Here is a 16,097-nt window from a genome sequence, read left to right as displayed (position 1 = left end):
AGAATAAAAAAGGAAGATGGAATAGATGGTTTTCAAAAATACACTTAATCGGAATGTATTACCAATTCTACTTTTGCTTGTAATTAGTGCGAATTATACTTTGTATCATACATCATTTGGGATTGACATATTGCCTAAAGAATCAAAAACTATTGTTGTATGTTCTATATTAGATTTAGCTGTTATTTCACCGATTTTACTTCTTTCGTGGAAACGGAAAATGAATTGGAATAACATAATTTCAGGTGTTGCAGGAGGACTCGTTTTAGTACGTTTCTTTATTCCGATAGAGTTTTTAGCTCCGTTTAAAGCTATAACATGGGTTGGATTTGCAGTTGAAGTTGGATTTCTTTTGTTGGAAATATTTGTTCTCTTATCATTATTCAAATATTTACCAAACATTATCAGTTCTGTAAAGAAAAGTTCACTTCCCATTATTTTTTCATTTTCAAACGCAATTGAACAACAAGTCAAGACCATTCCAATTATTCAAATCATTTGTTCAGAAATGCTAATGTTTTATTACGCCATTGCATGCTGGGGAAAGAGCCCCAAAATTGCCAACAACCAGTTTACTTTACATCAAAAAACGAGTTTGCTTGCATTTCAAATTGTGTTAATTCACTCTACAATCCTTGAAATGGTCGGTATTGATTGGTGGCTACACGAAAAATCGTTCGTTTTATCGCTTATATTGCTTTTGTTGAATATTTATACTGTCATTTTTCTTATAGGTGATATTCAAGCTGTTCGACACAATCCTTTACTTGTTACGGAAGATACTATCTACCTTTCACTTGGTTTAATGAAGAGAATGGAAATAAAGTGGATGGATGTTGAAGAAGTTATCCATGCACCCAAACATTTTAAACATAATAAATGCACAATTGAATTCATTGCTAGAAGTTTCGACGAAATTCATCCTGATTTTATTTTAAAATTAAAGCATCCAGTAACAGCAACTTTAATAATGGGAATTAAAAAAGAATACTCCCAAGTGGCTTTGAAAGTGGATGAACCACACAGATTTATAGAAGTCCTAAAGAACAATATTAGAAATTATTAGTCAAGTTATCTGGGGACACTGCGTAAAAGATATTATTTCGCCGTTGATACGAAGAGTCATACGGCGTTTTTTTATGTTTCGTTTACACATTGTTCAACAAAACAGCCATTTAACTGATTAAAGACCAAGAAAAATGGACTGCTGAAAACAGTCCATCGTTGTTCAATTCTTGCGCCCGATTGTTGATTAAGATGATTAGAGCTATTAACATTATTATCATAAAACAAGAAACCCATATTGCTTTTGCATTTTATTCAATGTTTAGTTGTCCCCTGTTGTTTGGATTTCTTTTAAAGTACAATTTGAACTCCGCTGTTGAGCAGATCTTTCCATTCTTATTAGTTCTTTGTCAATTGCAAAGCTTTTTTAATATCTTTATAGGAGTTTGATTTCCCATACATTAACACCCCGCCCCGGTAGACCTTGGCACCGAATATGGCCAGAATGATAATGGTTGTGAGTAGGATACCAATTCCAATTAACGCCTCCCATACTGGGATTGTGAGCATTCCAACTCTCAAAAACATGATCATTGGTGTAAAAAACGGTATATAAGACGTTACGGTAATGAACGGAGAATCAGGCTTGCCTAGTCCAAACATTGCAATCATTAATCCTGCAAACACAAGCATATTCATTGGCGTAATCATTTGCTGAATATCCTCAATCCTGCTGACAAGCGAGCCCAAAAATGCTGCCAGTGTAGCATAAAGAAAATAGCCAAGAACAAAGAATATGACGGCATATATGATGGTGGATGCCGGAATATCTCCCAAGCCAGAAACACTTAAGAATCCGCCTTTCAAAGTATCCATATTACTCTTTAAGGAATAGTAGCCTGTGAGTAAAAATACTGCCAGCTGGGTTAGGCTTAGAAAGCCTATACCCAGTATTTTTGCAAACATTTGCTTAATCGGTGAAACACTCGAAATTAAAATTTCCATTACTCTTGAAGACTTTTCTGTTGCTACTTCCATGGCAATCATATTGGCATACATGATAACGGAAATATAAATGACAAATAATAAAATATCAACAAGTCCTTTTGCCTGATTTAATTGCTCTTCTGTTTTTGCATTTTTCTCAAGGGCAATTTTCTTAAAGGAAACTGGTTCATATAGTTTTTGCAGCTGTTGTGGTGTTAACTTGATATTCGATGCGGTCATCATGGTCTTCAGTTGCTGCAATCCCCGCTCCAAATCTGAAAACAACTCTGTATCTGCAATACTCATGGCTTTAGAAGTTGCGATAGGCATCTGCTGTTCATTGAGGCTAAGTTGAATGACAGCGTCGAACTTTCCTTTTTCTACCGCTGCTTCAGCCTCTTTTTCACTTCCTTTATACTGAGTAAGAATAATTTTTTTATTGATTGTATTTAGCTGTTGTTTAAAAGGTTCATATAACTGCCCAGTCTCGTCAAGGACAGCGATCTTATCTTTACCGCCATTTTTATCAAATAGATTGATAATATTATTAATATTTGTAAGTGCTAGAACAATGACTACAGACAAAATAGTCATAACGATAAACGATTTGCTTTTTAGCTTGTTTAGATAAGTGTGAAATAGGATAATCCAAAAATTATTCATACGAGGCACCTACTTTCTCGATAAAAATATCATTTAACGAGGGCTCTTCTAGAGCAAATTTTCGAATGAAGCCATGATTTACGATTTCCTTCAGAATGCTTTCTGCTGTCTTTTCACCATCGATCTGCAATTCCATTCCTTCCATTGTTGGCTTCACCTTCACTACCCCTGGGTAGTCTTTTAAGAAACCAAGTGAAAAATCCGCATGAATGATGAGATTCTTCTTACCAAATGCCCGTTTAACGTCTTTTAATGCCCCCTGAACAACGGGCTTGCCGTGGTGCATAATGCACAAATGTTCACACATTTCCTCAACATGGTGCATTTGGTGACTGGAAAATACAATGGTTGTTCCATTCTCTTTGAGGGTTAGAACAGCATCTTTCAATAATTCAACATTTACCGGATCCAGTCCGCTAAATGGCTCATCTAATATTAGTAACTGTGGTTTATGTATAACGGCTGCGATAAATTGGATTTTCTGCTGATTTCCCTTTGACAGTTCTTCTAGCCGCTTATTTTCATAATCAGGGACTTTAAATTTTTCCAGCCATATTCTTAATTCATTTAATGCTTCTCCTTTGTCCATTCCTCTTAATCTCGCGAGGTAGACAATTTGGTCGCGGACTTTTAGCTTCGGATATAGGCCTCGTTCTTCAGGTAGATAGCCAACCAGATGGCTGGTTGAATAATCAATTCGGCTCCCCTCCCACGAGATTCCGCCTGCACTGGGATCAAGCAGCCCAAGAATCATTCGAAACGTCGTTGTCTTTCCAGCTCCATTTGCTCCTAAAAAACCAAATATTTCTCTTTCCGGAATGGTTAGCGATAAATCATCTACAGCTGTAAATGTGCCAAACCGTTTGGTAACGTGTTCAAGTTTAAGAACCATATATATGTTTACTCCTTTTTCGGGATAAAGTGTATACCAATAACATGTTTGTTATTGTTTAAAAATCATTAAATCCTATTTTTAAAAATTGATATACTTATGCAGTTAATGATCATTATTAATACAACTAAAGTAGTTAATGCAACAACAAACTGTTGATTTGAAAAATTTAAATAATGATTAATAGTCATTAATATTGCATAACAAAGGAAAATTGAACCATAAATAAGTTGACCTGCTTTGCCCAAAATAATTTGACCTCTTTCGTCTTTCCCCTCTTTTTTCACAAAAGTGCAGAAGTATGTTAAACAAACTAACATAACTATTTCTAAAATCACCATTAATACGGTATCCATTATAATTCCACCCCTTTACTATATGTAAAAATATCATCAATTTTAGCATCAAACACATTTGCTAGTTCAAAAGCAAGCATTAGAGAAGGGTTATACTTGTTTGCTTCTAAAGATGCAATAGTTTGTCTTGATACACCCACCTTATCTGCCAACTCTTGTTGGGACCATCTCTTTTCAGCTCGAAAAACGTTTACTCTATTACCTAAATATCCCTTTTTGTCCATTTAATCTCTCCTTTTCCATATTGTATACTATTTACTTTATGTGTAAAGTATTTTTTACAAAAAGTTAAAAAATAATTACATTTATACTTTAACTTAATTAATTTTCTGTTGAATTTATCCATCTTTTATCATGGGGTAACTCCAACATTTTGACGTAAAACCCACGGTAAGCTCGTTATGTAACAATCTCACTGCACAAAAAAACACCATCCCTTCCATGATATTACAGAAAGAATAGCGTTTTTTTTCGTTTTTAAGATAACGACTTTCTCAAGCTTGAGGGGCATGTGAGGGTTTATCGTTATTTTATAAATACATATTGGTTTCTGTCTCTTTCGTGCCTACTTTTACTATATAGTTTATATAAATGGTATTCTTGCCCTTCTGAAGACAATGCAGATTAAAATTCTAACCTTTTTTCAAATATAGTAAGTAGACAAGTGAATTGTTCAAAAATTTAATATATAAAACAGCAGTGAGGTTTTCGAGGATAGTTTTTTAGAGAGATCGAATAGGCTCATTAACGCCTGGTTATCGTCCTCCCCTCGCCATTTCATTACCTCCTAATTCTCCGTTGTAATTTATAAAATGTAAGATTTAATTATTTTATAACTTCAATTTGTATAATTTACCAGTTTTTCTTCTTAGAAAAACAAAAAAAAAGCCAGGATATCCAACGTTTTTCATTTAAATTCCTGGCTTTATACGAATTTGCTAAAATACTACATTTGTAAAACCCACGAGTTATTTCAATAATTTCCTTTTCCGATTTTAGTCATAAAAACTAAAATTAAGAAACCGAAATTTAGTATACGTCTATTTACCATAATTTACATTGGTGAACTTTTATCTAATTTTGATAAATTTATAAATATGATATTTGTAGACTTGTAGGAGGAAAATGATTTATGAAAAGTACTGGAATTGTACGTAAAGTTGATGAATTGGGAAGAATTGTTGTTCCGATCGAGCTTCGAAGAACTTTAGATATTGATCTGAGAGATCCTGTTGAAATTTTTGTGGATGGCGAACAAGTTATTTTAAAGAAATATAGTCCTAATATGGCTTGCATGCTGACTGGAGAAGTTACTGATGAAAATAAGGCGTATTTTGATGGGAAATTGATATTAAGCCCCAAGGGAGCTGAAATATTAGTGAAGGAAATTAACACCAAAAACAAAGCGATTTAAAAGCCCTTTCTGGGCTTTTTTTAATTGTAACGAACGTTTAGGCTGCCTGTCACTTTAGGAGTAAGAGCTGTCTCATTAAAATTTTTAGTATCAAAACTTATAAGTTATGACACTTCATAATGCTGTTATAGTCTGTTGTTGTTTTTTAAGACATTTAAAAAGCCGATTCCCAATTTGAGAATCGACTCTAAATATTTCATTCCATTAAAAGAATCAATGTTGTATGTAGTCAGACTTTCCCATAAGGGGACTTTGCTTTTGCTCATTTACCATTTTCATCATATAACGCTTTAATTGACTTTGTTATTTCTCCTAAAAAGGCTTCCTCTTCTGGTGTCAAAATGGTCGGAAACTTAAAATCTACTTTATCGGCTTCCATCAATTTTTTTGCCTTTTGCATTTGTTTTGCCAGGTCCTCTTTGTTATCTACATGTTTCATTGCGATCTCAGACAATTTTACGGCCAGATTAAATGCTTCGGGCGATTGTGGAGAAGCCCCATCACTCATCAATTTCTTCAATGTTGATAACCAGTCTAGCATCTCTATATCCATTTGGAGTCGTTGTTCTTTCGGAAATGATGAAAATTGTTCAACTACATCTTCTGGAAAGTATTCTTTCATCCATTCTATTTGGTCTTGTTCGTTTTCCATCTTAAAAAGAAGTGAACTTAAAACTGTCCATGTGATTGGCTTCCCTTCTTTCAAAAGGAATTGTACATGCTCAACTGCTTCAATGGCTCGATTTAATTCATTCCTTTTTTCTGTAAGTAGTTTATGTTGCCAGGGTAAGGACTTTTCAAGTTGTTTAGATACGTCCGAGTCATTATCAATTAAATTTTTGATTTCCTGTAATGAGTATCCTAAAAATTTCATGGACTGTATTTGCTGCAGCTTCGCTAAATCTTCAAATCCATACAGCTTGTGGCCAGATCCATTTTGCTTTGCTGGTGTTAGTAATCCTAATTCTTCATAAAATCTTAACGTCCTTACTGTTGTTCTTGCACGCTTTCCAAATTCACTAATTGTAAAAGCAAGTTCTTGATTTTTCATAAAATTATTCCTCCATCAATATTGGTATAATTTAAGATTAGCGTATGACGTAACGGAGGAAGCAAGTAAAATTATAATAATTTGGTCCGTTAATTCCAATTGATCTTACTGCTTACTTAGGTTAATAAATTTAGATCTATATGAGCGATATGGTAATCCAGCAAATATTAAACCTATTAGAGATACGAAACCTAGTACCACACAAACTATTCCTATAGTCTGCGTTACCCATGAACTTAAACCAATCAAGAATAAAGAAATTGTTAAAATAAGTAATGGAAAAGCTATTCTTTTCATTTGATTCATTTCTCTGTTATATTTTTCAATTATTGTTGTGTCATCTGAATAGATTGGTTCAGTACCCTCAGGTGCACAAAAAACATGTATATGATTGCCAATTGAACAGACATGTGACCATTTTGCTGCTTCGAAAAAAGCCAGATATTCATCATCTATAATCCTTTGATAATCAAAATTATAAACAAGATTTTGTGGACTTCCTTTTCTCAATTTGTAACCAAACGGAACAAAACTTTCCAATAACCACCCTTTTTCAGCATACTCACTTAACTTTTTCATGTCCTCTTCTTCAGTGAAAGCCAAGCCTCCACTAAACACGAATTTAGTTTTTTTCACTAGGATTCCCTCCCCACATTTTTTAAAACTTCTTCTGCATGATTGACCATTTGTCTTCTACGCTGGACTGCATTCTTCAAAAGTTTAATGCCTCTTTGGGTCGCTATATAGGACTTGCGTTTTTCATTACCATCGTTAACTTCTTCTATCAAGTTAGCATCTAAAAGCTTTCTAATTGTCGTATATATTGACGCAGGCCCAACTATAAATCCATTATTTGTGATTTTCTCTATGTACTTCATAATAAGGTAACCATGCCTAGCCTCAACTAATGATAAGAGAATGTAGTACGCAGTATCTGTCAGCTCGCCCGTTTCTAACGAATCCATTCTTGCCAAAAATATCACCTTCTCTTTATATCATTTAATGATATACAATAAAATTATAATATATCATTAAATGATATATGTCAATAAATTACATATTTTTAAAAATACATTAAATAAGTTCATTTCTATAATTTGTCACTATAATAGCAAGGAAGCTGACAGCAGCAAGAGCTGTCACTTTAAGAGTTAGGTTGAACCTATTTTAGGCACAATTTTGCACAGCCAACATTAAAAACCCATCTAACTTCAAATGAGAAAAAAGAAAAGATGGGTTTCTTCATTATTTACATCCTATTATTTATAGAACTATTCTGATCGTTTTAGTAAAAAACAACTGCTCATTGTTCAGCAATCGCGCCCGATTGTTGAAGATTGTATTTTTCAAAAAACTTACTTATGGTATGGTTCAGCACACTGTCTGTAATGGCAAGTTTTAAGGTTATCGTTTAAGCAGGCTCCATGAGATTTGCTGTGCATTCCCTGTACGAATGTGCAAATAGAAATAAGCTGTAAGCGTCAAGTAAAATTGAACACTTTTTGCTCATTATTTTTGAACAGTTTTTTCTCCAAAAATGGAAGTTCTATGTTTCATTCTGTAACTATCGCCGTTTAGATGAACAATCTCAGAACGGTGTGCAATTCTGTCTAAAATTGCCGTGGTGATGGCTGGATCACCTATCAAGTCTCCCCAATCACTTGGCCCTTTATTGGATGTAAGAATGATAGATGCACTGTTGTAAAGCTCGTTAATCAAGTGAAAAAAAAGATTAGCCTCTTTTGAATCCATTGCCATAAACATTAAATCGTCGATGACAACCAAATTTGCTTCTCTAATCCTCTTGAGTCGTGCCTGAGATCTTCTTGTTATTTCCTCAGTCTTTAATGTGTGAATCAGTTCTCCCATTGAGATAAATGCAACTTTATAGCCCTTGTATATTGCTTCCAATCCTAAACCTATAGCTAGATGTGTTTTGCCAACTCCTGGGGGACCAAGGAGGATGAGATTGAACATCTGATCAAGCCAGTTCAGCTCGCTCAATTGTGTAAATTGCTTTCTGCTAAGCGATTGTTGTTCATTAAGATCAAACTCCTGAAGAGTTTTTTGGAAGGGAAAAGCAGCCCATTTCAGACGCTTTTCCATTTGTTTTTCTTCCCGTCTTTCTTGCTCATGCCCAAGCAATTTCTGAAGAAACTGGCTATAAGACCAATCTTCCGATTCTGCTTGCTGAATGATAGTCGGAACAACTTTAGCTGCCTCCGTCAACGTCAGTGATTTTAACTGATTCTGCATAGTTTCCAAAATCACGTTCATATGACTACTCCTTTAAATAATTCTTCATATTCCTTTGGATCTCTTACTGACGGCTTGGCCAATAAAATTGACTCATCGGCATCATTTAACGACTTTATTGGGTGAACTGCAGGGGACGGAGGCTTTGGATTAGTGTTCAATAAGCGTTGGCGTTTTAGGTATTCAACGACATCGCTGAAGTCATTTGCGCTGTAAAGCTTCTTTTTTATACACTCTTCCATTGCTTGATTCATCAGATCCTCGTCAAGTTCCTCTATCGTTCTTCGAATTAATTGAAGTTGATCCCGGATGTACCTTGGGTACCCATGATAGATATTTTCCAGATAGTCATTTGCCTGATCTGGGTTGTTGAATTTGGCTGCTAAATGAGAAATGTATTCTGGTATGCCTCGGGACCGGTCACGAGTATGGTTTCGATCCTGAACTAGCTTTCCCTTGCCTGTTTCTAGTCTATGGTCCGCAATTACATTTCTTTCTGCTTTATCGTGTATAACCAGACGCCCATCATCAGTAATTATCAAGTAAACCATCTTGTCTTTTTTATAAGTTCCGAGAGGAACAGAATATCGGTTTGACTGATACAAGATGGTATTGTCCTTTCGGACTGTCCTTGTTATACTCATCTTATTATGAAATGTTTTTTTGTTTGTGATCGGTCTTAAGTGTTGCTTTTCTTCGATGAACACTTCTGCCGGTCTTTTTTTTGTAGTGTTATGGATTTTACCGTTCCCAGTACGATCCAACCATTCCAAACACTGTTCGTTCCATTGGTCAAGGTTATGAAAAACCCGGTGTTTGGCAAAGTTTTTCTTGATGAATTTGACCGTATTTTCAATTTTCCCTTTGCTTTCTGGGTCAGCTTTACGACAAACGCGAAGATTAAGATCTCGTTCTTGCCGATAACCCTGAAACTCAGAAGTCAGGATGAGATCGCCAGAGTTCTCACTTACTACGATGAGAGAATCTTGATCATAAACAAGTTCATTAGGAATTCCTCCAAAGTATTCAAACGCGTTCTCATGGGTTCTGATTACATCCCTAGTGGTAAAGGGGCGATCAAGCCACTCCATATATTTATAACGGGAATTAGAAAGAACGAATGAGATAAAGTACAGTTTGACTTCCTTACCATTGGATGCTTTCTGTTTGGTTTGACCAAAGTCAATCTGAGCCTGTTCCCCCATCGGGGGATCCTGAACAGCCTGATAACTTCTTGTGGGATGGGTCCTCTCAATATGATAAATCTCACGAAGCTCCTTTACATAACCTCTTACTGTACTTTCACCAACCATCAAGCGATTGTCTTTCTCCTTAAGCCAATCGAAAACCTGTGCAGCTGACATGTCTGGGTGGTACTTAAGCCAAGTTAGAATCAACTCTTTATGTGGGTCAAGCTTCCTACTTCTGGTTCGGATAGAAGCCAACCATTCAGTCATGTCTTCAGGATCTCTTTGCAGATAGGTATAAACTGTATTCCTTGCGATATCTAGTTTCCTCGCAATCTTGCTTATTGAAAATCCTTTTTTCCTAAGCTGATGTATTTCCATATACATGAGCCACTTATCCACCTTTCCTAACCCCCATCATTGTAAAATTCTAGACTATTAAAATAGTTATTTTACAATGATAGGGCATGTATTAAAATAGGGGAACTATTGAAGTTTTCAGTTGGTAACCGGCCCTCGGGCCGGTTACCAACTGAATCCTCCCCCTTATCAAATTGGCAAATAAGTGTTCAATTTTATCTAGCGTTTTCTGACTACTTTAGTCTAGCAGTTACATAAGCCCTAAAACATACTAGAATTAGTAATTTCAATCTATTTCCTCTTCTGACAATATGCATCTATAAACCCGTTAAAGACACTATGACTTAATTTAAAACCATATTTTTCGTAGAGTTTGCCAACAGCCTCATTACCATTAGCCACGTATACCCATAAATCATCTACATCTTCATGACTATTAAGCCAATCCATAGTCATGTTGGACAATTGTTTTCCTATACTTAAATTTCTATATTCATCATCCACATATAGTATTTTAAAAGTTCCAATGGTTTTTGGTACTTCATAGTTCTCAGGATAAAATCCTATACCGTCCAGTTCTGCTGCCCAATCAGGTTTTCCCTTCAAGTTATCTTCAGTTACATTTCCGATTGTTGCAAAGGCAAAACCTACTGGTCTTTCTTCATCAAAAGCGACTACCATGTGTTTTCTCAAGGTATTGGTATATTCCGGCTTCAATCTGTTATTGTAGTTCATGCTCGCCATAATATCAGGACGTATCGTTGCATGATCTGCTTGGAATCTCATCAACTGATTACATAATCCTTCCAAGAAATCAACATTATCGGTTGTAATGACTTTGTAATGAATATTCATCATAGTTTCTCCTTATATATTCTATAAAATTTGATCACAAAATTTGCTTTCCTCTATATCCTCATTATAATTAGAAATTTTAAAAATTTGTAATAGTTATTTACAATGATTATCATAAGTGTATCCTATGATAAAAAGAGGAGACACTCATGGAAATAAGAGAAATCTTATATGTGAAAACCGTTGCAGATTTTAAGAATCTGACGAAAGCAGCTGAATATTTGAATATTACTCAACCGAGTTTGTCTCAAAGTATAAAATCCATTGAAGACAGATTAAATACTCCGTTGTTTATAAGGAGTAAAAGAGGTATGGAACTCACACAAACCGGAATGAAATTTGTCAGGGATTCTACACTCCTTCTAAGTGAATATAAGCTTTTCATCTCCAAACTGAAAAATTATTCAAAAGAAGAAGCTTTATCTCATTCCATTGGTCTGTATAAACTTTCATATACAACACCTATCAATGATGCCATTATGAGTTTCATATCTGGTAATAGTAAAGATAATTACATAATTAAAGTGGAAAGCAACGAAAATTTAGAGATGATGTTGCTTTCCAATCAACTGGATCTTGCTATTATAAAATATACGCCCATTTCCAAGCGTCAATCGAAATTGTCATACGATGTATTATTCAAAGAAAAGCTGTATGTTCTGATGAGTCAATCCAATCCACTGGCATCATATGATAAGATTTCTGTGAGAAGCTTAGAAGGGAACAAACTGATAACTAGTGATATAAATGAATATCCCTATATTATGACACATGAGGTTCTAAAGAATGCTGGAATTGATCTTGAAGTCCACACCTATACTAACTATTCCAACTTATCCATGATACTGGATCTAGTTGAAAAGGATATGGGTATCGCCTTCGCGACTAAAGATGTTTGTACATACTTTGATCGAAAAAGAATTACTTATGTCCCTCTGATAGAAGACTATTTTTACGATATTTGTATCGTACAGAACGAAATGGATAAGAGAAGTGGAAAAAATAATGTATTAATAAATTATATTTATCATTTTCTAGGGTTAAATTTAGAAACTCATCATGATTAGAAATACGTGGAAAGCGTGAATGCCAGCCATCAACTTGTTAACCTATTTTCATTCATAGCTTAACATCCTGAAAGCATTGATATACAATCCTTTCAGGATGTTTTCGCATTTATTTATTGTACGGTTCACTACTATCAATTCAAAATTAACTCCTCTGCAATCTGGCCCTATACATAAAGAAAGAACACAATTCTTTTTGAAGAATCGCGCCCGATTGTTGAACAATCTTTTTTTTATTGGACAACAATTTAATTTCTTTAAAACGAATATTGTTCACATAATTAGCTGGATTTCTGTACTAGAAGATACATTGTATTAAAAGGATAAAATAGGGATCCGAAGGTTTTTCAGTACTTTCCACTTTGCAGGATTCTTTTTGTTTATGTTACGTAGAATTAAATATTACTTTTTTTGTATATATAATGATAAATAGCTGAAATAATGAGACCAACTATTGAACCCAAAATGACTGTAAATATCAACACTTTTATTAATTGAAAAAAAGTAATAGGGTCCTTTTGTAAAGAAAAGCCTAAAATAAGAAAGAGTACATAAGGGGAAATTTTCCACAATAATTTTCCTTTTTTCAAAATTTACCCTCCTTATATATTAAGTCATAAATTATAAACATATTTTACCATTTTATCCGCAGGCTCGATAGCCTTAGAAACGGTTCTTAAAGGCCTGATAACAGGGTTTGTGTTAAAACCGAAAAGAAAAGTAGCCAAGAATACGCTAAAGTTGTGGTTAAGGCATTTGATAATGCTTTTAGATATATCTTTTTGTAACTATAGAAACCAGTGGTCACTATTCAATTATAAATGGACAGAGAAGTTACAAAAACAGTGGTTTTTTGGTAACAAACATTGAAATTTTGTCCTCAAATCTCTCAAAAACAGCTATTTACTTTGCAGTTCATAGCAACTGCCCTGTCACTTGGCCATGAAGAGCTTTAAACAATTTCTAAAACGTAAATATTATCCTGAAACACTTCGACAAATTACGACATTACTGCTACAATAACATTTGTAATAGTAAAGAGAGGGATATTATGAAAAAGATTAGCAGTACACTGCATAAAATGATTGAAGAAAATAAACGTGAGATTTTATCCAATCAAACTAGATTGAGCGATATAGAGAAAAAGGTGGACACTAAAATTATTGCTAATGGTAAATAACTTAGATATACAAAAAGGGCTGCTAAATATAGGCAGTCTTCTTTTGATTCAAAATTTTTTAACGCTATATATTATTTATATAACTAAATTTCTAACGTCTTCATGAATAAAGCTCCATTTACTTAAATAAGAAACAAGCGATACCGTTATTCCAGTAATGCGTCCTATACATAAACAAAGAGCACAATTCTGTTGAAGAATCGCGCCCGATTGCTGAAGATCGTTTTTGCACAAAAGCACCAAGTTATCTTAAGTACAATATTTTTCTTTTGGATATAATACTCAACAATCAAATTCAGTGGTTTCAGATCCAAACAGAAGTTAACACTAAATCTTCAAACACCATAAATAGCACTTTATCCACTATTTTTTCTGATAAATGGGAGAAAATTTTTCTCTTCTGGATAGGTAGTGGGCTACTAAATATATTATGATTTGAATAGGAACTGAATAAGTATATCTCCATTTTGTCGGAACATAAATTTCCAACCAGTGAAAAAATGGTTCAGCAAGGTATGCAGAAAATAATCCGAATAAAATTGCTTTTATGAAGGGATTACCATTAGCTTTTACCTGTAGTAAAATCATAACCGATACTGGCATTAAGGTTATATCCCATGGAAAATAAGTTGGTACTATAGGTAGGACATTATATCTATAGTGCCATAGACTAAATTGGTCTCCTAATATATCCAAGGCAAGGGATATGGTCATTATGAAAAGACCAGCGTATAAAATACGGTCCGTACTATTTTTCTTACGAAATACATACCAAATAATCCAAGGAATTACTGATAATCCCACACCCAACCACCAAAGTCCTGAAAACACTACGTAATCTGACCAGATTTCAATCTTTTTTTGAATTAATTTATGGATTTCTACTATATTTTCGTCAATTAATTTGTTTACATTTTCTTTATGCCCCATCCATATACCTCTTTGTTTTTTCATTAACAATAGTTAGAGGTATTATTTGTTTATAATTGTGGTTTATTCCAATAAAAAAGCTCACCTCCAACTTCTTTTTTCTTAGATGAAATACAAATAATTCCCTTATTGTTCAATTAAACTTCATCCATTAGTTAAAGTAGTAATAACTTACATTGAGATGAAATATTTCCATCATCTTCAAGTTGATCTTTAACAATCAGGCCCTATACATAAAAAAAGAGCACAATTCTTTTTGAAGAATCGCGCTCGATTATTGAAGATCCTTGCAGGATCACACCCGTTCAATAAAAAATTTTACAAGGAAAACTTATAGCGTTACATGAAAAAAAGACGTTTACCGTCTTTTAAAAAGGAATTGTACTAACCTGCGTAAAATAAACAAGCCTAATCCAAGAATAATTATCATTAAAATTAACCCTGGTATACTTATGTTGCTTAACATAATTCTTGTTGAACTACTGCCATTTAACTGATTAAAGACCAATAAAACTGGACTTCTGAAACTGTTCATCGCTGCCCAATTCTTGATAACTAAAATGAAAAAAATTTAAAGGGAAAATTGCACAAACTAAGAAAATTAGTAAGTCAAAGAAAAAATAAAACAACAAAAAAATCAATTTTTTACAAACACATTCTTTTGTTGTATTGGTAAATAATACACGTGAGGTGATAAAGTGGATAAGAATACATTAAAACTCACATCTTCCGAAATAGGAACACTATGGGGAGAGTACGTGAACGGAACAATGACAGATGTGGTAAATAGATATATGGTCTCTATTATTGAAGATGAGGCAATAAAAAACATATTCAATGATGCAATTAAGACGTTTGAAAAACAAAAGCAACAAATCGTAACCTTTATGGAGAACGATGGGTTTCCCGTTCCAATTGGATTTACTGAATCAGACCTATTTAAAGGTAAACCAAGATTGTTTACTGATATATTTTGCTTGAATTATATACATATCATGACACTACATGGTTTGCTAGGACACACCACAGCATTAGGTGTATCAGTTAGAAAAGACTTAAGGGATTTTTACGATTCTTGCGATAACGATGCGAAAAAGATGTATCATCAAACAATCGAGTTATTGCTTGAGAAAGGGAACTTTCAGAGAGATCCTTTATTTTATCCAGCTAAAAACCCTGAATATATTTCAAGTAAAGATTTCTCAGATGGTTTTTTCAGAAAGGGTAGAAAATTAGCAGCAACTGAAATTATTAGTATTTCTTTCAACATAAAAAAAAGCATTATGGCTAAAACCCTTACTATTGCATTCAGCCAAGTCGCTCAAACAAAAGAAGTAAGAAAGTTTTTTACCGATTCCGAGAAAACGGCAGATAAGCAAATAAAGGCATTTGCAAAAATAATGCAAGATGATAACTTACCTGTACCTAAGTCTTGGGAAACAGAAGTGACTACTTCAACTGACTCTCCTTTTTCCGATAAATTAATGTTGTATCATATCGGTTTTTTATTTCAAGCTGCCCAAAACTATCATGGGGTTGGTTTAGCATCAGCTATGCGTACAGACCTTGTGACCACTTATGAAGGAACTATTCTAAAAAACCTTATGGTTACAAAAGAATGGTTTGATTTGATGGTAAAAAATAAATGGTTAGAACAACCGCCACTTGCTCCAAATAGAACTGAGATCGCAAAAGAAATATAATGTTCTTCCACACAGGAAGGGCATTTTTTTGTTTTCAAGAAAAACCCTTATTAAACAAACCTGCGATTTAGTTAAAGTGGAGGTCTTCACAATTTTGTCCTTCTTAGCAATTTTACCTTAAAAGTGATGTTCAACAATCTGGCCCGATTGCTGAATAAGAGTAATACCATTCATCAACTATGCTGGCCTTT

General features: G+C 34.1%; 17 protein-coding genes. 5 read left to right on the top strand and 12 right to left on the bottom strand.

The features are described from left to right. Window positions 1-25 precede the first annotated feature (25 nt). The gene (locus HPT25_RS13015; RefSeq protein WP_173064703.1) at window positions 26-1,066 is read left to right on the top strand and encodes a beta-carotene 15,15'-monooxygenase; all 1,041 of its coding nucleotides are present in this window, start codon (window positions 26-28) and stop codon (window positions 1,064-1,066) included. A gap of 338 nt (window positions 1,067-1,404) precedes the next feature. On the opposite strand, the gene HPT25_RS13010 is transcribed toward HPT25_RS13015, so the two are convergent. The 4 genes from HPT25_RS13010 to HPT25_RS12995 all read right to left on the bottom strand — a co-directional run bounded on the left by HPT25_RS13010 (window position 1,405) and on the right by HPT25_RS12995 (window position 4,127). Further along, entirely contained in the window at window positions 1,405-2,655 is a 1,251-nt protein-coding gene (locus HPT25_RS13010; RefSeq protein WP_173064700.1) for an ABC transporter permease, read from the bottom strand. Continuing rightward, window positions 2,648-3,547, bottom strand: coding sequence for an ABC transporter ATP-binding protein (locus HPT25_RS13005; protein ID WP_173064697.1), 900 nt, complete (start codon window positions 3,545-3,547; stop codon window positions 2,648-2,650). The genes HPT25_RS13010 and HPT25_RS13005 overlap by 8 nt, the downstream gene beginning before the upstream one ends. Window positions 3,548-3,615: 68 nt before the next feature. Next, a complete protein-coding gene (locus HPT25_RS13000) occupies window positions 3,616-3,903 on the bottom strand; it encodes a hypothetical protein (RefSeq protein ID WP_173064694.1) in 288 nt (95 codons plus the stop codon). After that, the gene (locus HPT25_RS12995; RefSeq protein WP_173064691.1) at window positions 3,903-4,127 is read right to left on the bottom strand and encodes a helix-turn-helix transcriptional regulator; all 225 of its coding nucleotides are present in this window, start codon (window positions 4,125-4,127) and stop codon (window positions 3,903-3,905) included. Before HPT25_RS12995 ends, HPT25_RS13000 begins: the two co-directional genes overlap by 1 nt. A 908-nt stretch (window positions 4,128-5,035) precedes the next feature. Here HPT25_RS12995 and HPT25_RS12990 point away from each other — a divergent pair. Then, window positions 5,036-5,317 carry a transcriptional regulator AbrB family protein gene (locus tag HPT25_RS12990; RefSeq protein ID WP_173064688.1) on the top strand — a complete coding sequence of 94 codons (282 nt, stop codon included), beginning with the start codon at window positions 5,036-5,038 and terminating at the stop codon, window positions 5,315-5,317. 262 nt (window positions 5,318-5,579) lie between these two features. Here HPT25_RS12990 and HPT25_RS12985 read toward each other — a convergent pair whose 3' ends face one another. The 6 genes from HPT25_RS12985 to HPT25_RS12960 all read right to left on the bottom strand — a co-directional run bounded on the left by HPT25_RS12985 (window position 5,580) and on the right by HPT25_RS12960 (window position 11,026). Continuing rightward, entirely contained in the window at window positions 5,580-6,368 is a 789-nt protein-coding gene (locus tag HPT25_RS12985) for a MerR family transcriptional regulator (protein ID WP_173064685.1), read from the bottom strand. A 105-nt stretch (window positions 6,369-6,473) separates the two neighbouring features. Next, window positions 6,474-7,004, bottom strand: coding sequence for a DUF2812 domain-containing protein (locus HPT25_RS12980; RefSeq protein ID WP_173064682.1), 531 nt, complete (start codon window positions 7,002-7,004; stop codon window positions 6,474-6,476). Next, entirely contained in the window at window positions 7,004-7,333 is a 330-nt protein-coding gene (locus tag HPT25_RS12975; RefSeq protein ID WP_376767978.1) for a PadR family transcriptional regulator, read from the bottom strand. The genes HPT25_RS12980 and HPT25_RS12975 overlap by 1 nt, the downstream gene beginning before the upstream one ends. A gap of 544 nt (window positions 7,334-7,877) precedes the next feature. Next, the gene (gene istB, locus HPT25_RS12970; protein WP_173062983.1) at window positions 7,878-8,645 is read right to left on the bottom strand and encodes an IS21-like element helper ATPase IstB; all 768 of its coding nucleotides are present in this window, start codon (window positions 8,643-8,645) and stop codon (window positions 7,878-7,880) included. Beyond that, window positions 8,642-10,213 (bottom strand): IS21 family transposase, encoded by a 1,572-nt coding sequence (gene istA, locus HPT25_RS12965; RefSeq protein WP_173064676.1) that lies wholly within the window; start codon window positions 10,211-10,213, stop codon window positions 8,642-8,644. Before istA ends, istB begins: the two co-directional genes overlap by 4 nt. Window positions 10,214-10,462: 249 nt before the next feature. Next, window positions 10,463-11,026, bottom strand: coding sequence for a GNAT family N-acetyltransferase (locus HPT25_RS12960; RefSeq protein ID WP_217269703.1), 564 nt, complete (start codon window positions 11,024-11,026; stop codon window positions 10,463-10,465). A gap of 149 nt (window positions 11,027-11,175) precedes the next feature. On the opposite strand from HPT25_RS12960, the gene HPT25_RS12955 reads away from it, so the two are divergent. Beyond that, window positions 11,176-12,093, top strand: a complete 918-nt coding sequence (locus HPT25_RS12955) for a LysR family transcriptional regulator (protein WP_173064670.1) — start codon at window positions 11,176-11,178, stop codon at window positions 12,091-12,093. A gap of 395 nt (window positions 12,094-12,488) precedes the next feature. Here HPT25_RS12955 and HPT25_RS12950 read toward each other — a convergent pair whose 3' ends face one another. Further along, window positions 12,489-12,683 (bottom strand): hypothetical protein, encoded by a 195-nt coding sequence (locus tag HPT25_RS12950; protein ID WP_173064667.1) that lies wholly within the window; start codon window positions 12,681-12,683, stop codon window positions 12,489-12,491. A gap of 461 nt (window positions 12,684-13,144) precedes the next feature. Here HPT25_RS12950 and HPT25_RS12945 point away from each other — a divergent pair, with 461 nt between their 5' ends. Next, a complete protein-coding gene (locus tag HPT25_RS12945) occupies window positions 13,145-13,273 on the top strand; it encodes an FbpB family small basic protein (RefSeq protein WP_173064664.1) in 129 nt (42 codons plus the stop codon). Between the two features lie 363 nt (window positions 13,274-13,636). Here HPT25_RS12945 and HPT25_RS12940 read toward each other — a convergent pair whose 3' ends face one another. Further along, window positions 13,637-14,203, bottom strand: a complete 567-nt coding sequence (locus tag HPT25_RS12940; protein ID WP_173064661.1) for a CBO0543 family protein — start codon at window positions 14,201-14,203, stop codon at window positions 13,637-13,639. A 698-nt stretch (window positions 14,204-14,901) separates the two neighbouring features. Here HPT25_RS12940 and HPT25_RS12935 point away from each other — a divergent pair. Then, complete coding sequence (locus HPT25_RS12935; protein ID WP_173064658.1) at window positions 14,902-15,906, top strand: DUF3231 family protein; 1,005 nt, start codon at window positions 14,902-14,904, stop codon at window positions 15,904-15,906. The last annotated feature ends 191 nt before the right edge of the window (window positions 15,907-16,097 follow it).

Origin of the sequence: Neobacillus endophyticus (assembly GCF_013248975.1) — a bacterium.
Classification (GTDB): domain Bacteria; phylum Bacillota; class Bacilli; order Bacillales; family Cytobacillaceae; genus Neobacillus; species Neobacillus endophyticus.
Note: the sequence above shows the minus strand (reverse complement) of the source record. Positions and strands in the feature narration are given on the sequence as shown.